The 22,028-nt window shown below is 60.4% G+C and carries 26 protein-coding genes; 17 read left to right on the top strand and 9 right to left on the bottom strand.

Annotated elements, in window-relative coordinates:
- Positions 1-50 precede the first annotated feature (50 nt).
- From GGR38_RS17885 to GGR38_RS17870, 4 genes are all read left to right on the top strand, one after another.
- Positions 51-644 carry a DUF4142 domain-containing protein gene (locus GGR38_RS17885; protein ID WP_183627517.1) on the top strand — a complete coding sequence of 198 codons (594 nt, stop codon included), beginning with the start codon at positions 51-53 and terminating at the stop codon, positions 642-644.
- Positions 644-1,204: an SRPBCC family protein gene (locus tag GGR38_RS17880; RefSeq protein ID WP_183627516.1), complete on the top strand. Its 561-nt coding sequence runs from the start codon at positions 644-646 to the stop codon at positions 1,202-1,204. The genes GGR38_RS17885 and GGR38_RS17880 overlap by 1 nt, the downstream gene beginning before the upstream one ends.
- A gap of 11 nt (positions 1,205-1,215) precedes the next feature.
- Positions 1,216-1,533, top strand: coding sequence for a DUF2171 domain-containing protein (locus GGR38_RS17875; protein ID WP_183627515.1), 318 nt, complete (start codon positions 1,216-1,218; stop codon positions 1,531-1,533).
- Between the two features lie 104 nt (positions 1,534-1,637).
- Positions 1,638-2,303 carry a Crp/Fnr family transcriptional regulator gene (locus GGR38_RS17870; protein WP_183627514.1) on the top strand — a complete coding sequence of 222 codons (666 nt, stop codon included), beginning with the start codon at positions 1,638-1,640 and terminating at the stop codon, positions 2,301-2,303.
- A gap of 23 nt (positions 2,304-2,326) precedes the next feature.
- On the opposite strand, the gene GGR38_RS17865 is transcribed toward GGR38_RS17870, so the two are convergent.
- Complete coding sequence (locus tag GGR38_RS17865; protein WP_183627513.1) at positions 2,327-2,965, bottom strand: Crp/Fnr family transcriptional regulator; 639 nt, start codon at positions 2,963-2,965, stop codon at positions 2,327-2,329.
- 246 nt (positions 2,966-3,211) lie between these two features.
- The gene (locus GGR38_RS17860) at positions 3,212-3,640 is read right to left on the bottom strand and encodes a hypothetical protein (protein ID WP_183627512.1); all 429 of its coding nucleotides are present in this window, start codon (positions 3,638-3,640) and stop codon (positions 3,212-3,214) included.
- On the opposite strand from GGR38_RS17860, the gene GGR38_RS17855 reads away from it, so the two are divergent.
- Positions 3,602-4,729: a hemerythrin domain-containing protein gene (locus tag GGR38_RS17855; RefSeq protein ID WP_183627511.1), complete on the top strand. Its 1,128-nt coding sequence runs from the start codon at positions 3,602-3,604 to the stop codon at positions 4,727-4,729. The genes GGR38_RS17860 and GGR38_RS17855 overlap by 39 nt on opposite strands.
- A 185-nt stretch (positions 4,730-4,914) precedes the next feature.
- Here the strand turns inward: GGR38_RS17855 and GGR38_RS17850 are convergent, their stop codons facing one another.
- Entirely contained in the window at positions 4,915-5,154 is a 240-nt protein-coding gene (locus tag GGR38_RS17850) for a hypothetical protein (protein WP_246404924.1), read from the bottom strand.
- 179 nt (positions 5,155-5,333) lie between these two features.
- Between GGR38_RS17850 and GGR38_RS17845 the strand changes: the two genes are divergently transcribed.
- The 3 genes from GGR38_RS17845 (at position 5,334) to GGR38_RS17835 (ending at position 9,253) form a co-directional block, all read left to right on the top strand.
- Positions 5,334-5,480 carry a hypothetical protein gene (locus tag GGR38_RS17845; protein WP_183627510.1) on the top strand — a complete coding sequence of 49 codons (147 nt, stop codon included), beginning with the start codon at positions 5,334-5,336 and terminating at the stop codon, positions 5,478-5,480.
- A gap of 145 nt (positions 5,481-5,625) precedes the next feature.
- Entirely contained in the window at positions 5,626-7,953 is a 2,328-nt protein-coding gene (locus tag GGR38_RS17840; protein WP_183627582.1) for a glycosyltransferase family 4 protein, read from the top strand.
- Positions 7,934-9,253, top strand: coding sequence for a glycoside hydrolase family 130 protein (locus GGR38_RS17835; RefSeq protein ID WP_246404923.1), 1,320 nt, complete (start codon positions 7,934-7,936; stop codon positions 9,251-9,253). Before GGR38_RS17840 ends, GGR38_RS17835 begins: the two co-directional genes overlap by 20 nt.
- A gap of 42 nt (positions 9,254-9,295) precedes the next feature.
- On the opposite strand, the gene GGR38_RS17830 is transcribed toward GGR38_RS17835, so the two are convergent.
- From GGR38_RS17830 to GGR38_RS17820, 3 genes are all read right to left on the bottom strand, one after another.
- Positions 9,296-10,309, bottom strand: a complete 1,014-nt coding sequence (locus GGR38_RS17830; RefSeq protein WP_221227147.1) for a DUF6976 family protein — start codon at positions 10,307-10,309, stop codon at positions 9,296-9,298.
- Between the two features lie 483 nt (positions 10,310-10,792).
- Positions 10,793-10,969, bottom strand: a complete 177-nt coding sequence (locus GGR38_RS17825) for a CsbD family protein (protein WP_183627508.1) — start codon at positions 10,967-10,969, stop codon at positions 10,793-10,795.
- Positions 10,970-11,103: 134 nt separating this feature from the next.
- Positions 11,104-11,676, bottom strand: a complete 573-nt coding sequence (locus GGR38_RS17820; protein ID WP_183627507.1) for an NADPH-dependent FMN reductase — start codon at positions 11,674-11,676, stop codon at positions 11,104-11,106.
- A 249-nt stretch (positions 11,677-11,925) separates the two neighbouring features.
- Here GGR38_RS17820 and GGR38_RS17815 point away from each other — a divergent pair, with 249 nt between their 5' ends.
- From GGR38_RS17815 to GGR38_RS17800, 4 genes are read left to right on the top strand one after another with little or no spacing between them, the layout of a single operon-like run.
- Positions 11,926-12,258, top strand: coding sequence for a PepSY domain-containing protein (locus tag GGR38_RS17815; RefSeq protein WP_172340922.1), 333 nt, complete (start codon positions 11,926-11,928; stop codon positions 12,256-12,258).
- Between the two features lie 35 nt (positions 12,259-12,293).
- Positions 12,294-12,938, top strand: a complete 645-nt coding sequence (locus GGR38_RS17810; RefSeq protein WP_183627506.1) for a hypothetical protein — start codon at positions 12,294-12,296, stop codon at positions 12,936-12,938.
- Positions 12,938-13,234, top strand: coding sequence for a hypothetical protein (locus GGR38_RS17805; RefSeq protein ID WP_183627505.1), 297 nt, complete (start codon positions 12,938-12,940; stop codon positions 13,232-13,234). The genes GGR38_RS17810 and GGR38_RS17805 overlap by 1 nt, the downstream gene beginning before the upstream one ends.
- Positions 13,204-13,584: a glycine zipper 2TM domain-containing protein gene (locus tag GGR38_RS17800; RefSeq protein ID WP_183627504.1), complete on the top strand. Its 381-nt coding sequence runs from the start codon at positions 13,204-13,206 to the stop codon at positions 13,582-13,584. The genes GGR38_RS17805 and GGR38_RS17800 overlap by 31 nt, the downstream gene beginning before the upstream one ends.
- Positions 13,585-13,736: 152 nt before the next feature.
- Here GGR38_RS17800 and GGR38_RS17795 read toward each other — a convergent pair whose 3' ends face one another.
- On the bottom strand, positions 13,737-14,165 hold the full coding sequence (locus GGR38_RS17795; protein ID WP_183627503.1) for a BLUF domain-containing protein: 429 nt from the start codon (positions 14,163-14,165) through the stop codon (positions 13,737-13,739).
- Positions 14,166-14,320: 155 nt separating this feature from the next.
- On the opposite strand from GGR38_RS17795, the gene GGR38_RS17790 reads away from it, so the two are divergent.
- Positions 14,321-15,019 (top strand): Crp/Fnr family transcriptional regulator, encoded by a 699-nt coding sequence (locus GGR38_RS17790; RefSeq protein ID WP_246404919.1) that lies wholly within the window; start codon positions 14,321-14,323, stop codon positions 15,017-15,019.
- Positions 15,020-15,044: 25 nt separating this feature from the next.
- Here GGR38_RS17790 and GGR38_RS17785 read toward each other — a convergent pair whose 3' ends face one another.
- Positions 15,045-16,043, bottom strand: coding sequence for a PAS domain S-box protein (locus tag GGR38_RS17785; protein WP_183627501.1), 999 nt, complete (start codon positions 16,041-16,043; stop codon positions 15,045-15,047).
- 501 nt (positions 16,044-16,544) lie between these two features.
- Here GGR38_RS17785 and GGR38_RS17780 point away from each other — a divergent pair.
- The 3 genes from GGR38_RS17780 to GGR38_RS17770 all read left to right on the top strand — a co-directional run bounded on the left by GGR38_RS17780 (position 16,545) and on the right by GGR38_RS17770 (position 18,378).
- Positions 16,545-17,090 carry a DNA-3-methyladenine glycosylase I gene (locus GGR38_RS17780; protein WP_183627500.1) on the top strand — a complete coding sequence of 182 codons (546 nt, stop codon included), beginning with the start codon at positions 16,545-16,547 and terminating at the stop codon, positions 17,088-17,090.
- Between the two features lie 198 nt (positions 17,091-17,288).
- The gene (locus GGR38_RS17775; protein ID WP_183627499.1) at positions 17,289-17,921 is read left to right on the top strand and encodes a LuxR C-terminal-related transcriptional regulator; all 633 of its coding nucleotides are present in this window, start codon (positions 17,289-17,291) and stop codon (positions 17,919-17,921) included.
- A 19-nt stretch (positions 17,922-17,940) separates the two neighbouring features.
- Complete coding sequence (locus GGR38_RS17770) at positions 17,941-18,378, top strand: BLUF domain-containing protein (protein ID WP_183627498.1); 438 nt, start codon at positions 17,941-17,943, stop codon at positions 18,376-18,378.
- Positions 18,379-18,399: 21 nt separating this feature from the next.
- On the opposite strand, the gene sciP is transcribed toward GGR38_RS17770, so the two are convergent.
- Positions 18,400-18,735: a CtrA inhibitor SciP gene (gene sciP / locus GGR38_RS17765; RefSeq protein WP_183627497.1), complete on the bottom strand. Its 336-nt coding sequence runs from the start codon at positions 18,733-18,735 to the stop codon at positions 18,400-18,402.
- Between the two features lie 377 nt (positions 18,736-19,112).
- Here sciP and GGR38_RS17760 point away from each other — a divergent pair, with 377 nt between their 5' ends.
- Positions 19,113-22,022: a TonB-dependent receptor domain-containing protein gene (locus tag GGR38_RS17760; RefSeq protein WP_183627496.1), complete on the top strand. Its 2,910-nt coding sequence runs from the start codon at positions 19,113-19,115 to the stop codon at positions 22,020-22,022.
- Positions 22,023-22,028: the final 6 nt, after the last annotated feature.

Genomic DNA, 22,028 nt, shown 5'->3' with positions numbered 1-22,028 from the left:
GTCGCAAGGCGCGGCAGGATCGCGCTTTCCGATCGGAAAGGAGACAATCCATGAAGTACAGTCTTTTGATTATCGCCCCCGTTCTGATGCTGGCGGCATGTGACAAGAAGCCTGAAAATGGCCCTGAAAATGTCAATGCGACCGAAGGCACGGTGGCAACCGACAGCGGGCCCGATGTCACTCTGCCGCATCTGACGCTTCAGCCTACGGATGCGCGCACCTATCTCGACAAGGCGGCCGCCGGGGACAGTTTCGAAATCGAATCCTCGCGGGCCTTGCTCAAAACCAGCAAAAATCCGGCCGTGCGCAACTTCGCCAACATGATGATTTCGGCCCATCAGGAATCGAGCCGCAAATTGCGCGGCGCCGCTGAAAAGCTCAAACTGGCCGCCGGAGCCACCAGCCTGAGCCAGGATCAGCAGCAGAAGCTGGACGCCATCAAGTCCGCCGCCGCCGCTGACGTGGATCAGCTCTATCTCACCAGCCAGCGCAGCGCGCATAATGACGCGCTCGATCTCCACCGGCATTATGCGTCCGATGGCGATACGCCCGCGCTGAAGGAGGCCGCAGGCGCGATTGCGCCGGTGGTGCAAAAACATCTGGATGAGCTGGATAAGCTGACGAAACCACAGGACGGCGCCTGATGAGTGCGTCTGAAAAAGACGATGCGCCCGTCACCTCTTCGCGCGATATCGAGCCGGACCGCGAACTTTTCGCCGAGACCGTCACCATCGCCCGCTCGCGAGGAGAGCTTTACGCGTTCTGGCGGGATTTGACCAATGTGGCGCCTATCGTAGGCCCGGTCGTCTCGATCGTTCCGCTGGATGGAGATCACGCGCGCTGGACCATCGAAGGACCGGCAGGTCTGCGCGCCAGCTGGATCTCGGTTATCAGCGAAGACCGGCCGGGCAACACTATCTTTTGGCAGGCGATGCCGGGCGGGGATGTGGAAAACGGCGGCAGGATCGATTTCGTCGACGCCGGAGCGCGCGGCACGATCCTGCGCATGACCATGGCGTTTGAATTGTCGGCCAAAACGGGCGGACGCGTCGCGATATTGCACCCCGGCCCGCTGGTCCGTTCGCATGTGCGCCGCATCCTGCGCAGTTTCAAACAGATGATGGAGGCACGCGAAATCGCCACGGCCGCACGCCATCGCCGCTTGTTGAACGAGCTTCCGCAACAGGGCGGGGGCCATTGGTGAAGGACAGGAACATGACCGATTTGAGCGCAATCAGGGAACATATGGACATTGTCGGCGCCGATAACGTGCATCTGGGCACGGTGGACAGGGTCGAAGGCAACCGGATCAAGATGACGCTGTCCGACTGCGGATCGCATGCCGGGCGGCAAGGCGCATCGTCAGCGCAAGGTTCCGGCGGCCACCACCATTATATCTCGGTCGGACTGATCGCAGCGGTTGAAACGGACCGGGTGCGGCTTTCAGCCAATGCGGCCAACGCGGCTCTGCTGGAAGAAGAGGAAGGTGGAGAGGCGCTGGCCGACAGCAGCCGGAGCGGGGGAGACGCCTGAGGATGGATCAGCCGGAAGATGGACGACCCAACACACGGCGAGCTTCGGGATACGTCCCGGGGCCGCCTTTTTCGCGCAAACTGGCTCATTATGCCAATCTGACCATGCGCGATGAACAACTGCTGGATTTTCTGCTCGACGGACAGATGCTGTATGTCGGGGCGGGACAGGACATGATCCGCGAGGGCGTTCGCCCGGTCTTTGTCAAGATTGTCATGGAGGGCTGGGCCGCCCGTTACAAGATGCTGGAAAACGGTCGGCGCCAGATCGTCGGCTTTCTTCTGCCGGGGGATCTGTGCATCCCTCAAGCGATCATGACCATGCCGCTGGACCATTCGATAGCGGCCATCAACGATCTGCATTGCGCGATGGTTCAACCCGGTCAACTCGATGCGGTCGAGCAGGAATCGATCGGTATCCGCCGCGCGCTGGCGATGGATGCGCAGATCTCGCTGGCCATTCAGCGCGAATGGACGGTCAATCTGGGCGCGCGTGCCGCGCCCGAGCGCATCGGTTGCCTGATATGCGAATTGTATCTGCGGCTAAAGGCTGTGGGCATGACGCAGGGGACCGGCTATTTCTGTCCCCTGACACAGATCGAACTGGCCGAAGCGGCGGGCGTCAGCGCGGTGCATGTCAATCGCGTCATCAAACAGATGCGCCGGGAAGATCTGATCCGGTGGCGCGACCAGTTCATCGAAATCCCCGATCCGTTCCGGCTGGCGCGGGCATGCGGGTTTCGGCCCAACTATCTGCAAATGTCGTTTTGAGCCTGTTCACGCGCCGCTGCGGCTCAGGCATGGGCGGGACCGCCCAGCCGCCGCAACTCAGCCGGATTTAGCAGGGCAAGCCGTCCTGCCTCCAGCGATATCACTCCTTCTCCGCGCAGCATCTGGAGCACGCGATTGACGTGTACCGAGGAAATCCCGACAATATCGGCCAGATCATATTGCGTAAGCGGCATCGGGCAGTGATCCGACACGACCTTGCCAGTGGGGCGCAACCGCTCAACAAGATCATGCAGCAAGGCGCAGATCCGCTCGGTGGCGCTCATCCGTCCCAGGTTGACGATCCATTTCTCGTGGCTTTTCAAAGTGTGCATGATCGAACCGAGCATGCTTTTCATGCCGTCGAATTCGTGGCCGCTGTGGGCGCGGATATCGCGAAACGGAATTTCCGTCACGAACATATCGGTCAAAGCCACCACCGGCCAGTTGGCATGGCCGGTCAGCACCCATTGCGCCTCGCAATAATCGCCGGGCAGAAACAGGGCGATGATCTGTCGCCGTCCATCGGGTAGTAGGCGATACTGACATGCCCAGCCTTCCTCTACCCGAAAAATCCGGTCGGTGTTTTCATGGCGACGCGCCAGATGCTTGTGACGGCGGATCTCATTGCGCGTGGGCGTCGTTTCCAGTTTTGCTGCGGTCATTGGTACACTCCCGTACCTGATCATATTGCCCCGGCGAACGGGGCGCCCGTCCGGAGATATTGGGGTTGAGCATGGCGTCGGCGAACGGATGCGGCTCAACAGTCAGAGGGGCGATGATGGGTTGGTGACGCGCCAGAAGCGTGGCGCTCGCCTGCGAAGAATGCGGTCCTCGCCTTGCGCGCCTTTCATCCTGCGCCTCTCATTATGCGGTGTGGACCCGAAGTCAGCCATGCGGATTCACATATGTTAAGAGCCCGCCATGGGGACGTTCAGCCGTGCAGAAATGCCGGTACGTTGATCCGGGGCCGGTTCGGGCCGGATCATGCTAACCTGTGCAAGTGTTGCGGATCGTTCATCCCGGTCGGCTGTTCTCCCCGATACCGGCAGCGCGAAACCGCCTGCCGGTATCGGATCTTCCTGATCCAAGAAGAGGAGAGCCTGATGGCTACCAGCACGCCCGAACAGTCGGATATATCCAAAACCGCCGATGCCGCCAAAGCGCAGAGCGTCGGGCGAAAGCAGCCCAATGCCGCCGCCGGAGCCAAAGCCGCGTCTGCGTCCGGCCAGGAACAATCCGGCGACGAGGCAGTCAAGAAGACGCAGCCTCAGGCGGGCGAAAATGTTAGCGCGTTGTTGATGGCCGACCACCGGGCCGTCGAAAAACTCTTCAATCAATATGAAGATGCCGATGAACGGCGCCGATCAGACATCATCGAACGCGTATCGCAGGCGCTGATCATCCACACGATCCTCGAAGAGGAGATCTTCTATCCCGCCTGCCGCGAGCATTTTTCCGAGGAAGACACGCTCGATGATGCTCAGGTCGAGCATGACAGCGTCAAGATCCTCATAGGCGATCTGATGCACGGGCGGTCGAACGATCCCTATCGCGACGCCAAATTCCGCGTGTTGGCCGAACAGGTGCGGCACCATGTCTGCGAAGAAGAGCAGGCGGGCGGCATTTTCCAGAAGGCGCAGGCCTGCGGCATCGACACGCCCGAACTGGCCAGACGGATTACCGCAAGGCGCAGCCAGCTTGAAAGTGCCGGGCCGCTTGCCGCCACTCCGCCGATATCCATCGACCGCGCTGACCAGCAGCGCCCTCGCCGGGATGAAACGCGCCAGTTTGGGCGCGATGAAGAAGAACGGGGCCAATCCCGTTATAGAAAGGAGAAGGAAATGGCCAGTTATCAGCAATATCGTGATCGCGACGAACGTGGTCGCTATTTCAGCCAGAATGACGACGATCATCGCTCGTCGCGCCACAGCAATGACCGTCCGCGCGATGAGGAAGGACGTTTTGTCAGCCGCGGCCGCATGTCGGGCCGGGATGACCATGACGATCGCGATTACGGCCGCTGGAGCGAACAGCGTTACCGCGATGATGACGATGATCGTCAATACAGCGGTCGGGATCGCAGCCATGGCGGCTGGTCCGGCGATTCCGAAGGCTATTCCGAAGCCCCGCGCCGGGGCTGGGATAATCCCGATCACGGCCGCAGCGGATGGTACGGCGACCCCGAAGGCCATTCCGAGGCATCGCGCCGTGGCTGGGACGAGCGGAGCGCCTCGCGCCATCAGGACTATGACAATGATCGCGATAACGCTCGCTCGCGCGATCATGATGAACGCGGTTATTCCTCTCGCAGTTCGTCACGCGGATCGCGCGATGATGATCGGCAGGGCGGGCGGCATCAGGGATGGTCGGGCGATCCGCGCGGTCACTCCGAAGCCGCGCGGCGCGGCTGGGAAAATCGTCGCTGATATGGCGGCGATCATCAATCGGGCCGGTTCCTGTGGGAGCCGGCCCTTTGCCGCCCGATGGCTGTGATCGGATGATGATGATGGGTGATATGTCGAAAAGGGCAGGGCAAACAGACAGGCCGGAGCGAGTCTCGGTTCCCGGCGCAATCCGCGATCCGGGAACGATCCGCGTCCGGCCCCTGCTATCAATATTTGGCGGTCGCGTCGCTGGCTGGAAAGCTCTCGTCGGAAGCCTGATCGACCTTGTCCCATTCGTCATGCTGCGAACGCATGGCGTCGGGTCCGGCGTTTCTTACCTGCACGAAATTTTCGGGTGCTTCCTCGCCCGGGGCGAAAGCGGCCGGGGCGGTCTGCGAATAGGGCATCAGCCAGCGGTAAAGAGCATAGACGCCTACAATTGCCAAAGCACTGTTCAACCATCGCATGACAGCATCTCCTTTTCGATTGTTCCGGTTTGTCCTCATAGGAAAGCGTTGCGGCACGGCGAGGTTCGATGCGCGGCGCCATTCATGTCCCGGATAATGCACGGCCTGCCTCATGGCGCACGCGCAAGCCTTGATGCGGGCGCGCTCGCCTCAGCGCGGGCGCTGAAAGGAGAATGATCATGAAAGAGGATGGGGAACGGATTGTTCTGGAAACCAACAAGGCGCGCGCCGGATCAACCCCGCATCTGGTTCGCTACATATTGGTGATCAGCATGGCGCTGGCCATTGTGGGCATGGGGCTGATCTGGTGGATCGGCCGTGGCTGAGCCAGACCGATCCACCCGCGATATGGATCCGTTGTGGACCCATATTGCACGCCGCCGACGTTTTTCGTCACCACTTTTCCGGGCTTTGACGGAACATATCCGTTGCTGGTCCATTTAAATTCCAGATTGGGAAGAGGCATTCGTGATGGGCGACCAAAATTCCGGCAATCCACCGTTGGGCGAACAGACCGCCAGCCACGAAGTGGTTCCCTTTCTGCTGCGTCATTCGATGGGCGCCCGGCGTTTGCGCGTGGCGCTGGTGGGCACTTACGCACCGCGCAGTTGCGGCATTGCCACTTTTTCCGCCGATGTGCGCGAACAGCTGATGCGGCATGCCGGGGGCATGGATATTGATGTCTATGCGCTCGACGGGCCGGATTCCGGGCTGGTCTATGCGCAGGATGTCCATGTCATCGGCGCGCAGAAGCGGGAAGATTATCTGCGTGCGGCCCATGCCATCAATGACAGCTGCGCCGATGTGGTGTGGATTCAGCATGAATTCGGCATTTTCGGCGGCACGGACGGAGCGCTGATTTCCGAACTGGTTGACCGGCTTGCCGCCCCGGTTCTGATCACATTCCATACGGTGCTGGCCAAGCCCTCGCCGGGACAGCGTGCCGTGATGGAGCACCTGCTCAGCCGCTGTTCGCGTGTTATGGTGATGTCGCAACAGGGGCGGCAATTGCTGATGTCGACCTATCGCGCGCCGGGCGGCATTATCGAGGTGATCGAGCATGGCGCGCCCGACCGCCCCTTCCGCACCGCGCAAAAGGCCAAGCATCGCATGGGGCTGGCGGGTAAGAAGGTCCTTACCACCTTTGGCCTGCTGGGGCCGGGCAAGGGGCTGGAAACCGCCATCGCCGCCATGCCTGCCATCCTGCGCGAGCATTCCGATACGGTCTATCGCATCGTGGGCGCCACCCATCCCGTGCTGGTTGCGCGCGATGGCGAGAGCTATCGACAGGGGCTGATGGCGCAGGCCGAGGCTTTGGGCGTTTCCCATGCGATCTTATGGGACAATCGCTTTTTGGCGATCGAGGATCTGCTCGAACAGCTCGAATGCTGCGACATCTACCTCAGCCCTTATCCCGGTCTGGACCAATCGACTTCCGGCACGCTCAGCTATGCCGTGGCGTTAGGCAAGGCGGTCGTTTCGACCCCCTATGTTCATGCACGCGAATTGCTGGCCGACGGGGTGGGGTGCCTGATCGAACCCAATGCGCCCGACGCGATTGCGGCGGCGGTCAATGACCTGCTCTTCAGCCCGCAGCGCCTGCTGGAATTGCAGCGCCGGGCCTATGAACGCGGGCGGCGCACAACATGGCCCCATTTCGCAAGGGCCAGCGCGCATCTTGTCCGCAATACATTGGCCGCGCGTCCGCAACGGGTCGAACCGGCCGTGGTGCCCGAACTGGCGGCCGTATGGAACATGAGCGATGGCACCGGCATGTTGCAGCATGCCGTTGGCCCGGTGCCCGACCGCCGCCATGGCTATTGCACCGATGACAATGCCCGCGCGCTGATGCTGATGAATGTGGCCAAGGGCATCACGCAGGCCGAGCGGATGCGGTGGAGCGGCATCTATGGCGGCTTCCTTTTCCATGCGTGGAACCCGGATGCGAGGCGCTTTCGCAACTTCATGCGCTTTGACCGGCAATGGTGCGAAGACGTGGGATCGCAGGATTCCAACGGACGCGCTTTATGGGCTTTGGGTCATACCGTCGAACATAGTCCGATCCAGGAATTGCGGAATTGGGCCGGGCGGATGGTTGACGATGTCATGCCTCGCCTCAATGATCTTGATGCGCCGCGCGCGCTGGCCTTTGGGGCGCTGGGCTGCTGCGCGCTGCTGCGCGGCGGGTGGCAAAGCGCGCAGGCCAATGAGCGGATCACACTGGCCTGCGAGACGTTGACGCGCCTTGTCACGATACATCGTCGTCCCGATTGGCTGTGGTTTGAACAAGGGCTGGCTTATGACAATCCGCGCCTGTCTCAGGCGCTGATCGAAGGCGGCGTGATGCTGGGGCGGCGGGAGTGGGTCGATGCGGGCCTGGAAACGCTGGCATGGATCATGGATTGCCAGACATCGGCGCAGGGTTTCTTTCGCCCGGTCGGATCGGAAAGTTTCGATCAACGGGGCCTTTGGAAACCGTTCGATCAGCAACCGCTTGAAGCGCAGGCGGCCGTCGAGGCGGCGCGCGCGGCCTGGATGGCGTCGGGTGACGAGGCTTGGGTCCGTCAGGCGCATCAGGCTTATCAATGGTTCTTTGGCGCCAATGACCGCGGGGTGGCGGTGGCCGATATCGCCAGCGGGCGCTGTTGCGACGGCGTAACGCCGCGCGGGCGCAATGAAAACAGCGGCGCGGAGTCCATCCTTGCGTTTCATCTGAGCCATTACGCACTTGCCGCAATGAACCGGGAAGCAAGGCCTTATGCGAAAGCTGGAACCGATCTTGGAAACTCTACCGGATAGTCTCGCCCGCAGTCCGCTGCGCATACTTGAACAGAGACTGCATGCCGACCCTTCGCGGGTGGTGCTGCGCCCCTTCCATCTGGGGTGGCAGGCCACCAACGCGCCCGAAGGCCGCGCACTCAGACTTGTTTGTGATGTCATGGGCCTGAGCGAGGAGCAGGTGGCCCATGAATATGATGTGGTGATCCGTGATTTCGGCAATCGCCATTGGCAGACAGAGCATTTGTTCGAGGCGCGCTATCGCGAGGTGGCCGAGAGCCTGCATCTGGATGGGCATGACCTTTCGGATGCGCGGCGTCGGCTGATCGGCGCCTTCTTCTGCCATGAATATACTTATGCGGCGGCGGCTTTGATGAACCCGTCCATCGTGCCCAGCCCCAACCAGTCGGGCATGGAGGATGGCGCCTTGCGCTTCATCCTGTCGCTGCGCGCGGTGGGCGAGGGGCACATCAGTTCGATCGCCTTTCGCGAAGGCATCATCGAGCCGGACGGGCGTTTTCTGTTGTGGCCCGAATCCGCCTTTGCCACCAGCGTTCAGCGGACCGACACCTGCGCCCGCAACGATGCCAATTGCACCGTCACCGTCCAGTGCCACCCGGAAAGTACGCTGTCGAACACGGTGATCTTTCCCATCACCGAGCAGCAGGCCAATGGTCTGGAGGATCTCCGGCTGGTGCGGATGGATCATGGCGACGGCGATTTCGAATGGCTGGGCACCTATACCGCCTATTCGGGCCGTTCGATCCGCTCGGAATTGCTGCGCACGCGCGATTTTCGCCAGTTTCAGTTGACCCCCATTCAGGGGCGCGCCGGGCGCAACAAGGGTATGGCGCTGTTTCCGGAAAAGGTCGGCGGGCAATATTGCATGATCGGCCGACAGGACGGCAAGAACCTTTACCTGTTGCGCTCGAACTGGCTGGACACGTGGGATGATGAGGGCACCTTGTTGATGGAGCCCCGGTTTCCTTGGGAATTCATCCAGATCGGCAATTGCGGCAGCCCGATCCTGACGCCGGAGGGCTGGCTGGTCATCACGCATGGGGTGGGGGCGATGCGCAAATATGCGCTGGGCTGCTGTCTGTTGGACCGGGATGATCCCAGCAAGGTGATCGCCCGTTCGTCCGAACCCATTCTGACGGCGGAAAATGCCGATCGGGCGGGCTATGTGCCCAATGTGGTGTACAGTTGCGGCGGGATGCTGACCGGGGGTGATCAATTGCTGTTGCCCTATGGCATTTCCGATATCGCGGTCGGTTTTGCTCTGGGGTCATTGAGCGACATCATGGCAGTCATGTCCTGAGACACGGATGCCCTCGCCCCGGCTTGGGGCGAGGGCGCAAATTCAGATCACCTGCACCTCGACGAGAGTCTGGTTGAGAAGACCATGCGCAATCTCGCCAAAGGTGACGGGCCCGGCGCAACTGCCAAGAGCCTTGCCCTCCAGCTCGCCGTACAGGAAATTGAGGATGCAGTTGCAGGACCACGCGACACTTTCGCGCGGCCCGCTTTCAAACCGTTTGCGAAATTCGGCGGCATAGTCGCTGACCGGCCGGGCAAAGCCATATTCGACATCGGGGAATACCGGCGCATAAAGCTCGACATTATCGCCATGCACAGAGCGGAGCGACACGTTGGTATGCGCGCCCGCATATCCCCCGACCATGGGCAGGCGCCCATGTTCCATCCCCCTTGAGCGGATATAGTCGGCAAAGGGCAGGCGGACACCGTCGACCACGACATGGCTGGGCGAGAAACTGACATCGTCGAAATGAAAGGTTTGCCCGCCATCGCGCTCGAACAGATTGATCATGTTGATGACCGGCGTAAAATCCTCAGGCAATTGAATATGCAGGACCACGGCGCGGTCGGTATGGCTCCTGCCGGTGATACCGTCGAAGACCTGCGCCTGCGCGCCTTCGTCGTTAAGATCGAAACCGGCGATCCACCCGATGGCAGGCCGCAGATAGGCCTGAGGATAGCTGCCCGCCTCTTGAGCAAAGCGTTTATGGCATGCCGAATGGAACGGAATGATGGTCAGCGCAAAGCCGTTATGGGGCGCTTCAGCGGTGATCTGCTGCAGATTGTCCTGATCATAACGGTTTACTCGCACCGTTCCCAGATGCGAAAAATCGGTCACAAAAAGTTGGTCGGCGCCAATGATGCATCCGCCGCTTTCCGTCATGAAATAGGGCGTTGTGCCCCCGATCCAGCAACCGCGCGGCAGACCGGCCAGGGCTTCTGCCCGTCCGGCAATGGCAAGGGGTGCGCCCGCCTCGATCAGCGCCGCTGTGGCCGAAACCGACATCAGCCCGTTGATCCGCCGTCCTGTAGAAATTGCAGAGGGAGAATATTCCATCGAAGTGGCCCCTTTCTTGCGGCGTGACCGGGTCCACGTGCGATGAGGCGGTCAACGACACAGATCGACGCAGCCATAAAGCAAAAATCTTCGAGCATTTTCTGTGAGGGCCTAAGCTGAAGCCCTTAGCTTCTGAGCGGCGGCATTTGCATTATGGCTTTGCGTTTGAACGGCCGAATGACAAATGCGGTGCAGCTGTTTTGACGGTGATCGCGTGGACCGGAGCCTATGGCGAGCCCGAAAGTGTGAGGGGTCGGCCGGTGGGGACTGGACCAACATGATCCGTCTCTGTCTCCGGGCGGGCCGTTATGGCCCGGTCCACGCGATCATCAGCAGAAGAGGTGAATTATCGCGATGTTCCGCGCCGTTTGACGAAATGGTGCATTTAGCCGCCGAGACGTTGAACAAGGCATAGTCCTATCCGAAAATCCCGTTCCGCCCGCAGGATAAAGCAAAAGGGGGCCGAATGACGACCCCCTTGCTTTACGGCTTCAACTTGCTTTCGAGGCGGGCCTTGGCCTTTTCGGCGTCGCCCTTGGCTTCCTGAATGTCGCCCTCGGCCTCGATGTCGGGGCGGTCGATGGCCTCGCCGATCGCCCGCTTGGTCTTGCCGATGGTTTCATCCATGAAACCCTTGGCGCGGTCCTTGATCTCACCCATGGCACAACTCCTTTTTCCATGTTGATAGGATCGAAAGCGGGGATGGGCGGGCATGTTCCTTGCGCCATGATTGGTCGCCCTGCGGTTGCGGGGAAACGCCCATGGCGCACGGCGAGTGGAGGCCGTCCTGCGAATTACCCTTTTGCCGGCCGCAGCTTTGCCATCCGCGCGACGAATTGGCCGTAGGATTGCATGAAGCGGCGCAGAAAATGCTCGCATCGCGGATCGGTGACATCGCCATTGTCCGAAATCAGCCCCGGCGTAAAATGGATATAGGCCTCGGGCGCGGTCATCAGCGGGCAATCACAAGCGGCCAGAATGGCGCGCAGATGCTGTTGGGCGATAGCGCTGCGGATTTCTCCCGGCGATGCTCCGATGATGGCGGCGGGCTTGTGGGTAAAGGAATTGTGGCCGAACGGGCGGCTGGCCCAATCGATGGCGTTTTTCAGGCCGCCGGGAATCGAGCGGTTATATTCCGGCGTCACAAGCAGCACTGCATCGGCCGCGTCGAGCGCCTGTTTGAAGGTGCGCGCCGCCGGGGGGAAATCCGCGTCATAATCGTAACTGTAGAGCGGAAGGTCGCGGATGGGGATTTCCTCAAGCGCCAGATCGGGGGGAGCCAGCCTTGCCAGTGCCTTGGCCAGCTTGCGGTTGATGGAGCCGGTCGCCAGACTGCCGACCAGATAGCCTATCGTATATTGCGCCATGATGTGTCCTTTCGCTTGGCATAAGCGCGTTCGCGCGATGCCCGGTTGCATGTGAAAGCGGTCAGCGGCGGGATAGATCCATCAGCGGCCTGTTCCTGTATGGCGCAGCATGTCCGCCCCGCCGCAGCGGGAAAATCGGCTCAGCCGTTGGCATGATGCGAGCGTGAGAAAGCGGCTGCATGGAACATTGCGCTGCGCCCGCTCTTTCCCCCGAACACAGCAGGAGATCGAGACATGAAGCGCAGGAGAATGACACTGATCACCCTGGCCATGACTATGGCCGCGACCATGGCCACAGGGTCACAGGCCTTGGCGCAGGGCGCGCAAAAGCCCACCGCCAGCGACCATGCACCCGCCAATCCGGCCATCAAATCGCCCGACAAGATCACATGGGGCCAACTGGGCAAGGGGCGCAATTCGTTCACCGAAGGCGAGGCTCGGATGCGGCTGGAAAAGGCGGGCTATACCCGTGTTGACCAACTGAAGCTCGATACGGACGGCCTTTGGCAGGCCCGCGCCCAGCTCGACGGGCAGCCGGTCCGTGTGGCCCTCGATTATAAGGGCAATGTCGCGCATCGCTGATGCCAGGCCATTGATAATAAGAGAGAGGATTGAACATGAGCAAGATCGTCACTCGTCTTTATGACAGTTTTGAGCAGGCCGAGAACGCCGTGCGCGACCTTGAACTTGCCGGTATTCCCGAAAGCGACATCAGTCTGGTTTCACACAGGTTCGCCTCGCGCGGCGTCAAGGGCGCCCCGGCCAGCCTGCGTGAGCCTGAGGATATGACTGCGGCTCAGGCATCGGGCCGGGATGCGGCGGCGGTTGGCTCGCTGGGCGGCATTCTGGGGGCGACCGGGGGCGCGCTGGCCGGGTTGGGTCTGCTGGCCATTCCGGGCATTGGTCCGGTGGTGGCGGCCGGATGGTTGGCCAGCGCGGCAGCGGGCGCTGTGGCCGGCGGCGTGATCGGGGCGGGCGCGGGGGGCATCGTGGGTGCCCTGTCCAATGCGGGGGTCAGCCGCGAGGAGGCCGAATTCTATGCCGAAAGCGTGCGTCGCGGCGGCACTCTGGTCAGCGCCAAGGTGCCCGACGACATGGTCGAAACCGCCCAGCATGTGTTGGCCGATTCCGGCTCTGTCGATCCTTATGAACGTCGGCGCCTGTATGAAGGATCGGGCTGGAGCCGATTTGACGAAGACGCGCCGGCCTATTCGGAAGCCGACATCGTGGCTGAGCGTGACAGGTGGATGCTGCGTCACTGATGCCGCATGGCGCCGCGTATCGACCGATACGCGGCGCCGATTATCCTGAATGCAGCGCGACAATTCAGCGCGACCGGGCGATGCGCCTCGGTCGCGCGTTTGCTGTCCAGACAGCGCAGGCAGGAAATGCGCAGAAATTGGGCGATTTATGTGGGATGGGCAGCCCGTCCATACCGGGCAATCCGCCGTTCATCGAGCTGCGCTATCTTTGTATCAAGGTCGTATCGATTGACCTGCTGATAAACCAAAAGAGGAAGGTCGCCTTATGCGTAAGATCATTCTTGGAGCGGCTTTGACCGCAATTGCGCTGCCGGTTGCAACGCCTGCTTTTGCCGGTCCGCCGCCCTGGGCGCCTGCTTATGGCCGCCGCGATCATGATGAACGCCGCGATTATCGCGGGTATGAAGCGCGCTATGAACCGCGCCGGATGAACCGCGATGACCGGATCTGGCGCGGCAATGACGGGCGCTATTATTGCCACCGCAGCAATGGCACGACCGGGATCGTGGTCGGTGCAGCATTGGGCGGATTGCTGGGCAATCAGATCGCTGGCCGGGGCGACAAAACGCTCGGCACGATTCTGGGCGTCGCCGGGGGCGGGCTGCTGGGCCGCGAGATCGACCGGGGCAATGTAACCTGTCGCTGATGCCTGTTGTCCATAGGCGGTACGACAGGTTGTAAAACCGATGACGAGCCTATGAGGATGCATTCCTCATAGGCTCGTCCAAAGCCTTACCCGATTTTTCCACGCCGGGCGGCCTCATGATGAAGCGCCGCACTGCATGTGCCGGACGCGGCTCAGTGATAGTTTGGGCCGGCGCCCCGCACCAGAACGGCCATTGTCTCGATCAGATGTTGCGCGGCGCGGTCTCTTTCTCCCTGTCCCGATGGCATTGCAAAAGCGGAAAACTGGCCCGCCACGAAAAGATGGGGGCCGGAATAGGCCATGCTCCAATCCGGGAAAAGCCGTAGTTCCGTCTCTCTCTCCATAATGACATCGATATTGGCATGGCGCGTATCGCCGCTTATCTTTTCTAGGAGGGCGTAAACATGTTCGCCCGGACCCTCCAGAAATTGCGCGAAATTAGTTTCCGTGAACATTAACGCGCCGGTGATATTGGCCATGGCGTTGAACCGGCGTGAAAATTTCACGATCTCGTCAACTTGCCACCCGTCGTGGGGAAGTGATAGCGTACTTGTGCTAACATAGAGAAGAGACCGCAGCATGGAGCCTTTTTACCTGTAAATTGTTTGTCAGGGTAGGCCCTGTATCGCGGCCTTTCGGCCACCGGCCGGGCAATAGGCAGATACGGATTTCACGAGGAACATTTCACGAGGAAGAAGGCGAATTGCGGGAAACGCTTGCCCCATTGCTGAACAAATTGAATCAGCTGGAACCGCTGGAGCGTGAAGACCAGGAAGCCTTTCTCGATCTCCCTTTCCGGTTGAGAGAGGCCGTGGCCGGACAGGTCATTGTCGAGGAGGGAGAGCATTCCCATTCCTGCATTGGCCTTCTTTCGGGCTTTACCTATCGCCATCGCACCTTGCGCAACGGTGCGCGCCAGATCATCTCGGTTCACGTGCCCGGCGATTTTCCCGATCTGCAAAGCGGCCTGCTGGGGGTGGCAATCCATACGCTGCAAATGCTGACGCCAGGCAGACTGGCGCTGTTTCAGGCCGATGAATTACAGCGGCTGGTGTCCGAAAGACCGGCCATACGCAACGCTTTGTGGCGTGAAACGCTGATCGACACATCGATCAGCGGTGAATGGGTGGCCAATGTCGGGCGTCGCGATGCGCGGGGGCGCATTGCCCATCTGCTTTGCGAATTTGCCATGCGATTGCGCGCCGCCGGATTGCTGGAGGGCGATTCCTATGAATTGCCGATGACGCAGGAACAGATGGCCGACGCGACCGGCTTGACCCCCGTTCATGTCAATCGCACCCTGCAGGAAATGCGCCGCGCCGGGTTGATCCATACCGAACGGCGCAAGGTCAGCGTCGCGGACTGGGCAAGGCTGGCGGCGCTGGGCGATTTCGACCCGCAATATCTCCATCTTGAGGCCGACCAGCGGAGTTGAGAAAAGGGCACGGCAAATGGCGTCATCAGGACAGCAGCGTGCCCTTGTCGAACGACATGTCGATCATCAGGGCGCCGGGTTGCCAGTCGCGATGGATGACGGCGTTGAGCACGCGCGTTGCCATGGTTTCCAGACGGGTGCCGAACCCCTTGGTTTGAGGAGCGGACAAAATGCCCTCCAGCCCTGTCTCGGTCCAGATCAGCCGGACCTTGTCCCCGGTGATTGCCATCTCGATCCTAAGCGCCCCCTCGAACGACCGCAGCGCGCCATATTTGGCCGAATTGGTGGCCAGTTCGTGCAGCAGCAGCGCAATGGAAGGCAGGCTGCGAGGGCCAATCATGGCGCCCGCCCCGTGGATTTCAATCTTTGGGCCCGACCGGCTCTCAAAGGGTTTGAGGGTGGTCTTGAGAAGATCGTGCAGCGCAATGGCGCCGGGGCGCCGATCCTCCTGAGGCAGGTGGGCGCTCGCCTCATGGGCCTGAGCCAAGGCAACAAGGCGCGATTGCAGATCAGCGGCGAAGGCATCAATCGTTTCGGCCTCGCGCCTGCACAGGGCGACCAGCCCGTTGGCCAGCATGAACAGGTTCTTGATGCGATGGTTCATTTCATGGAGGATCATTTGCCGTTGTTCGGCCATCCGGCGCCATTGGGTAATGTCGCGGGCCACTTTGGATGCTCCCAGCAATTTGCCTGCGGCATCGCGAACCGGCGAAATGGTCAGGGAAACGTCGACCAGTCCGCCATCCTTGCGCTTTCGCACTGTCTCGAAATGGCGGGTAAGGATGCCCGCCCGGATATTGGCGATGATGGCGTCTTCCTCATGCCTGCGATCTTCCGGAATGATCAGCGTTATGGGTTGGCCGATGGCCTCTTCGGGTGTGTAACCGAAGAGTTTTTGCGCCCCGCCGTTCCAACTGAGAATTCTGCCTTCGAGATTTTTGCTGACGATGGCGTCTTCGGATCCCTCAATGATGGCGGCAAGCCATGCGCTCGGTTCAAGACAGGTTTTGGGTAGAGTGTTCATTGGGTTGTATAAAGCCCCTTGCGATATCTTCGACGGCAGATCGCGGGGCGAATATGAAAAGAGCGGCGCGCTATTTCAAGACAGGGGGAAAGGGCCGGGCGGGTGCATGGCAGCGTGGATCAGAAAGCGATGCGATGGAAATGAGAATTTATGTATTTGAAAAAATTTATATAAATTATTTAATCTCTCGATCCATCATAAGAAAAGTTCCACGATCTTCATGGAACACTCTAACATAGGTTAGTACGATTTCAGGGGGATGTGCCCCGCCGAACATTGCTGATGCGCATAGGAAGGCAAAATGAGGGCTGGCCGCCATATCGTGCTGCGCCATAAAAATTCCTCCTGACGGCTCGAAAGGCGGCGCAAGGCAAAAGTACTGTTACAGGTTATGATCTTGGCGCCCGCGATCACATACGACGCACCATGGCGTGCCGGTATGAACGCGATTGTTTTTGTGTATGCTTGGCCTCTCTCAAATGCGCCTCTGGAGTGGATTTTATGCAAGACCGGCCGCGCTGTGACTGGGCCAATTCTGACCCGATGATGCAGCATTACCACGACACCGAATGGGGCGTGCCCCGGCGCGATTCACGGATGCTTTGGGAAACGCTGATGCTGGAAGGGTTTCAGGCCGGTCTGTCCTGGGCCATCATCCTGCGCAAACGTGAGGGGTTTCGGGCCGCCTTTGCCGGTTTCGATCCGCATAAGGTGGCAGATTTTGGGGCCGATGATGTTGAAAGGCTGATGGCCGATCCCGGCATTGTGCGGGCGCGGGCCAAAATCGAGGCGACCATCCGTGGCGCGCAGATCTTCAACGAAATGCAGGCGCGCGGGGAAGATTTTGCGCAATATTGCTGGTCCTTCACCTCGGGCGAACCGATCAAGGGGGATGTGCGAAATGCGCAGTCCCCGCTCTCGATCGCCATATCGAAAGATCTGAAAAAGCGCGGTTTCAAATTTGTCGGTCCGACGATTGTCTATGCCTGGATGCAGGCGGTCGGGATCACGAATGACCACACACCTTCCTGTTTTTGCCATTCCTGAAACAGGCCCGCTTGTTTTCCGCGCGGTGCGGCCCATCTGGGGTAAAGTGACGGGCGCGGCACAGCCGGGCATTATGAGGTCGTTTCCCAAGGGAAGGATACCGTAGTGATACGGTATCGCCTGCAAGAGGCGGGATCTAACGTCGGATAGGTGCAAGTCAGTATGCCCGCGTAATCCGGGCTTGGATTGAGCAGAGCCGTGTTCAAAAAACGTGTGGCCTTTATCGTGGATAGTGATGCGTCCTATCGGCGACGGTTCTCCTTGGCTTTGCGGCATCAGGGACTGGAAACGCGGGCCTTTTCGTCCGATGCGGATCTGATCGAGGCGGCATCCTATCTTCCGGCCGGTTGCGTGCTGCTGGCCATTCGCGGGCCTGAGCGCAGCGGGCTTGATACGATCCGGAACCTGTTGGCGCAGCGTTCGGATATGCCTGTCATTGTGATGCGCGTCGATCCCACCATCCGCGAGGCGGTTCAGGCGTTGCGGGCCGGGGCGGTCGATTGCCTGCCTATTCCGTGCCCCATGGCCAAGGTTCGTCTGGCTTTGGATTATGCCTATGAAATCCTGCCCGCCAAAGTGGCCCATCAGCAATTCATCGGCGAGGCCGCCGCGCTGCGCGCGCATCTGACCTCCAGAGAGGAGGATGTGCTCAAACGGATTGTGGGGGGCATGACCAATCGCCAGATCGCCCTTGATTTGGCAATCGGTGTGCGCACCGTGGAAATGCATCGCGGCAATATCATGCAGAAATTGCGGATGGATAATCTTGTGGCCCTGATCCGTTTTGCCACGCTGGCCGGGATTGCCGGTTCCGATGAGGATGCGGCATGAAGAGAGGACCGCTCATCCCATGACACAGCCGCTTTATCGTTCTGGTCTGGCCGGCTGGCTCTATGCCAGTCGATGCGCTTTACCCTCGGCATGGGCGCAAAGGGCGGTCGATGATATTGTGGTGAAATCCATCCCGCGCAATGCCTCGCTGGAGGTGACGGGCGCCTTGCTGTTCACCGGCTCGCGCTTTGTCCAGTTTCTGGAAGGGCCGGCCGAAAGCGTCGTGGCCATTCGCCAGAATATTCTGGCCGACAGGCGTCACCATGACATCGTGACATTTTTGAGCGGGGGCAGGGCGGAGCGAATTTTCAGCAACTGGTCGCTGGCCTATGCCGGGCCTTCGCTGTTCGTGGCCGACAAGATCGAGAACCTGTTCCACAACGGCGTTCACAATACGTCGGAGGTCATCGATCTGCTGGAGCAGTTCGTGATCATAGCAGAGGCAAACAAGCCCTGAAGCGTGATACGCGCGGGCGTACTATTCCGGCTGTGGTTCGTCCGGCGGGGTATGGTCATCGGTACGAAGCTGGCGCTGATACAGATTGCGATAGTGCTGCGCCCGGGTTGCCCGTAATCCGTTAAGGCCGTTGCGATGGACGGCGCGCTGCCAACTGGCGAACTCCTCCAGCGAGAGGGAGTAGCGGGTGCAGGCCTCCTGTGCGGTCAGCAGGCCGCCATTGACCGCGGCAACGACTTCGGCCTTGCGCCTGGGCACCCAGCGGCGCGTGTCGGGCGATGGCAACATTTCCAGGGTGAACGGCTCGCCCAAGGGACCACGTATTACGCCGGGACGGACTTTCTGATTTTCGATCATGCAGCACCTCCGGGGAATATTTTGCGATCGCAACGTTTTATCCCAGCCTAAGGCCGGTATGCGGCTTATACGGTAAAGTCCTTAGATGCGCTTGGAGCCGGGTTCTTAAAGCGCTGTGCTGTCAAACGTTCCGATTATAGGCTGGACGGTTGGCGGGCGATCTGTGGCCTGCGTTGATCCCGAGGCGGGCGTTATTTGCCCTGTCGCGAATGACAGCTCATGCCGGGTTATCGTGAATTTTCCGGTATTATCTATATAAATCAATACATTACTTTAAAAATCTGGAAAACTTTCATCAGATAAAAAGTATCTTGCTACCTAAAAATAAAATTAGTAGCTTGCGCTCAACGAATCCAAAAAAACATAAAGGAAGAGGTATGAGGAAGGCGAAAGGCGGCCTGCCTTATGGCAGGATCGTATCGGTTTTAGCTTTAGCCTGCGCGTCGAACGCGGCCTATGCGCAACAAGCGGCAACCAACCCGCCGCAGGCCGCAGAACCCGCCCAACCCATCGTCGTCACCGGCTCGCGCATTGCCACCGGCTTTGACGCGCCAACGCCGGTCTCGGTGCTGAACACCCAGCGCATGGCCGAACGGGGCGCGGCCAATATTGGCGATGCGCTCAACGAACTGCCCGCCTTCCGCTCGACCCAGACACCCGCCTCAACCGGCCTGTCGGCAGCGGCGGGCTATATTGGCGGGCGCATTCTCGATCTGCGTGGGCTTGGCTCGGTGCGCACGCTCACGCTGGTCGATGGCAAGCGTTTTGTGCCCTCCACCACGCAGGCGACGGTTGATACCAATATGATCCCCTCGATCCTGCTGCAAAGGGCCGAAGTGGTCACGGGCGGCGCCTCGGCGGTCTATGGATCGGACGCGGTGTCGGGCGTGGTCAATCTGCTGATCGACAAGAAGCTGACCGGTTATCGCATGAATATGCAGGCCGGGATTTCCAAATATGGCGACAATCGCACCACCCAGATCGGCGGCGCGGGCGGATGGAATCTTGGCAGCAATGCCCATCTGGTGATCGGCGGCGAATATGAGAAGAACACCGGCGTCGAGGCGTGCCGGGTGCGCGACTGGTGCGCCAATGGCCTGATCAACTGGGGCCGCAATCCGGGCATTTCGAATATGCCCGCCAACAATATCCTGTCCAATGTCCATCCCTGGACAGCCTCGTATAATGGCGTCACCACGCCACCATCCTCGGCCTATACGGGCAATCTGCTGCCCGTTTTGCGCGCCATTGACGGCATTACCTTCAACCGCGACGGCACACCGCGCCGCTTTCAGTTCGGCTCGATGGCCAATTCGCTCTATCAGGTGGGCGGCGAAAGCGACGGGCCGGGACAGAACGTTTATTTCGACTTTCCCATCGTTTCGCCCACCACGCGCTATAATGCGATGATGCATCTCAACTGGGATGTGACCCCGGCGCTGACGGTGGAATGGACCGCCAATTACGGCCATGGCGAGGGCTATCACCGGGCGGTCGCCTATCGCAACACGGCGCTCACGATCCGTTCGGACAATCCCTTCCTACCGCGATCGAGCGATCCCACGCTCGACATTCCCACCATCCTTGCCAACAGCGGACTGACCAGCTTTACGCTGGGCAAGGGCTTTGACGATATCGGGCCGGGGCAATTGCGGGTGCGCAACGATGTCATCCGCTCGGTGCTTCAGGCCACGTATCAACTGGGCGGCGGATGGAAGGCGGACGCTTATTACCAGTTCGGCCGCAACAGTTTCCGCAGCGATCTGACCGGGGGTACGGTCACCTCGCGGCTGCTCAAGGCCATTGATGCGGTTTCGGTGAATGGCACGCCCACTTGCCGCGTCAATGCCGATGCCAGCACCGCCAATGACGATCCGGCCTGCGTGGCGCTCAACCCCTTTGGCTATGCCAACGGGCCCAATTTTGCCGCGGCCAAGGCCTATGTCACGGCCAATGGCTATCAGACCAACGTCACCACCGAACATGTCGTGGCGGCCAATATCACCGGCTCGCTGTTCTCCTTGCCGGGCGGGCCGCTGGGCGTGGCCTTTGGCGCGGAATATCGCCATGACAGCGTGAAGGGCGGCACCGACGCGCTCTCGCAGACCAATCAGTTTTTCACCGGCGGCGGCTCGCTCATTTCGGGCCGGATCGGGGTGCTCGAAGGTTATGGCGAATTGGAAGCGCCGGTCCTGCGCGATCTGCCCTTCATCAGCGAGCTGAGTTTTAACGGTGCGATCCGCCGTACGCAGTATAATCGGTCGAGCGATTTCTTCGCCTCCAGTTCGCTGGGCGTGACGACATGGAAAATGGGCGCCGTCTGGGCGCCGGTCGATTTCATTCGGTTCCGGGTCACGAAATCCCGCGACATCCGCGCGCCCAATGTTTCGGAGCTCTTCGGCCCCACCACCCAGAGTCAGGGCATCCTGACCGACCCGGCGCGCGGCGGCATACAGACCGTGGCGCCCATCACCTCCGGCTCGAACCCCAATCTTCAGCCTGAAAAGGCCGATACGTTCACCGTGGGCATGGTGCTGCAACCCAGAACAGGCTTTGCGCGCCGGTTCCGCGCCTCGGTCGATTATTACAATATCCAGATCAAGGATGCGATCAGCACGCTGGGCCAGCAGAACATCGTCACCCGCTGCTCTCAGGGCGATCCGCTCAGCTGCTCGCTGGTGGCGCGCGACAGTTCGGGCATCATCACGAATATCACCGACACACAGCAGAATGTTAACAAGCTGATCGTGCGCGGCATTGATATCGAGACGTCCTATCGCCAGCCTTTGGGGCGCGACAATGCGCTGACCGCGCGCGTGCTGGCCAGCAATGTGATGAACCTGATCACCGTCGACGCCATCGGGCCGACCGAGCGCGCAGGCCAGACGGGCCTGCGCGCGGGGACGCCGCCGGGCATCCCGGACTGGACAGTCGATGGCATGCTCACCCTCGATTTGGGCGAGCGGATGAGCTTTTCCACCCATGTGCGCTGGATCAACGCGGGCTTTTACAACTCCGCCTTCGTCGGCCCCCATCAGAGCGGCTATTCGATCGCCTCGGCCACCAGTTCGAACACCAACAGCGTGCCCTCGCGCACCTATGTCGATCTGATGGCCACCTTCAAGGTGAAGGCTGGGGAAGGGCGCAAGTTCGACTTCTATGTCGGCGTCGACAATGTCTTCGATGCCGATCCGCCCAATTTTCCCGGCGCCAACGGTTCGGGCAACAACGTCCTGTTCAACCCGGTCGGCCAGTATTTCAAGGCCGGTGTACGGACCAGTTTCTGATCCCTT

This window comes from Novosphingobium sediminicola (assembly GCF_014196525.1).
Classification (GTDB): domain Bacteria; phylum Pseudomonadota; class Alphaproteobacteria; order Sphingomonadales; family Sphingomonadaceae; genus Novosphingobium; species Novosphingobium sediminicola.
The sequence above is the reverse complement of the archived record's forward strand: the minus strand, read 5'-3'. Positions and strand labels throughout refer to the sequence as shown.

Excerpts from the sequence above, each read along its gene's own strand:
- GGR38_RS17885 (WP_183627517.1), top strand. The coding sequence starts at position 51 with ATGAAGTACAGTCTTTTGATTATCGCCCCCGTTCTGATGCTGGCGGCA.
- GGR38_RS17880 (WP_183627516.1), top strand. The coding sequence starts at position 644 with ATGAGTGCGTCTGAAAAAGACGATGCGCCCGTCACCTCTTCGCGCGAT.
- GGR38_RS17875 (WP_183627515.1), top strand. The coding sequence starts at position 1,216 with ATGACCGATTTGAGCGCAATCAGGGAACATATGGACATTGTCGGCGCC.
- GGR38_RS17870 (WP_183627514.1), top strand. The coding sequence starts at position 1,638 with ATGCGCGATGAACAACTGCTGGATTTTCTGCTCGACGGACAGATGCTG.
- GGR38_RS17865 (WP_183627513.1), bottom strand. The coding sequence starts at position 2,965 with ATGACCGCAGCAAAACTGGAAACGACGCCCACGCGCAATGAGATCCGC.
- GGR38_RS17855 (WP_183627511.1), top strand. The coding sequence starts at position 3,602 with ATGGCCGACCACCGGGCCGTCGAAAAACTCTTCAATCAATATGAAGAT.
- GGR38_RS17850 (WP_246404924.1), bottom strand. The coding sequence starts at position 5,154 with ATGCGATGGTTGAACAGTGCTTTGGCAATTGTAGGCGTCTATGCTCTT.
- GGR38_RS17845 (WP_183627510.1), top strand. The coding sequence starts at position 5,334 with ATGAAAGAGGATGGGGAACGGATTGTTCTGGAAACCAACAAGGCGCGC.
- GGR38_RS17840 (WP_183627582.1), top strand. The coding sequence starts at position 5,626 with ATGGGCGACCAAAATTCCGGCAATCCACCGTTGGGCGAACAGACCGCC.
- GGR38_RS17830 (WP_221227147.1), bottom strand. The coding sequence starts at position 10,309 with ATGGAATATTCTCCCTCTGCAATTTCTACAGGACGGCGGATCAACGGG.
- GGR38_RS17825 (WP_183627508.1), bottom strand. The coding sequence starts at position 10,969 with ATGGGTGAGATCAAGGACCGCGCCAAGGGTTTCATGGATGAAACCATC.
- GGR38_RS17820 (WP_183627507.1), bottom strand. The coding sequence starts at position 11,676 with ATGGCGCAATATACGATAGGCTATCTGGTCGGCAGTCTGGCGACCGGC.
- GGR38_RS17815 (WP_172340922.1), top strand. The coding sequence starts at position 11,926 with ATGACACTGATCACCCTGGCCATGACTATGGCCGCGACCATGGCCACA.
- GGR38_RS17810 (WP_183627506.1), top strand. The coding sequence starts at position 12,294 with ATGAGCAAGATCGTCACTCGTCTTTATGACAGTTTTGAGCAGGCCGAG.
- GGR38_RS17805 (WP_183627505.1), top strand. The coding sequence starts at position 12,938 with ATGCCGCATGGCGCCGCGTATCGACCGATACGCGGCGCCGATTATCCT.
- GGR38_RS17800 (WP_183627504.1), top strand. The coding sequence starts at position 13,204 with ATGCGTAAGATCATTCTTGGAGCGGCTTTGACCGCAATTGCGCTGCCG.
- GGR38_RS17795 (WP_183627503.1), bottom strand. The coding sequence starts at position 14,165 with ATGCTGCGGTCTCTTCTCTATGTTAGCACAAGTACGCTATCACTTCCC.
- GGR38_RS17785 (WP_183627501.1), bottom strand. The coding sequence starts at position 16,043 with ATGAACACTCTACCCAAAACCTGTCTTGAACCGAGCGCATGGCTTGCC.
- GGR38_RS17780 (WP_183627500.1), top strand. The coding sequence starts at position 16,545 with ATGCAAGACCGGCCGCGCTGTGACTGGGCCAATTCTGACCCGATGATG.
- GGR38_RS17770 (WP_183627498.1), top strand. The coding sequence starts at position 17,941 with ATGACACAGCCGCTTTATCGTTCTGGTCTGGCCGGCTGGCTCTATGCC.
- sciP (WP_183627497.1), bottom strand. The coding sequence starts at position 18,735 with ATGATCGAAAATCAGAAAGTCCGTCCCGGCGTAATACGTGGTCCCTTG.
- GGR38_RS17760 (WP_183627496.1), top strand. The coding sequence starts at position 19,113 with ATGAGGAAGGCGAAAGGCGGCCTGCCTTATGGCAGGATCGTATCGGTT.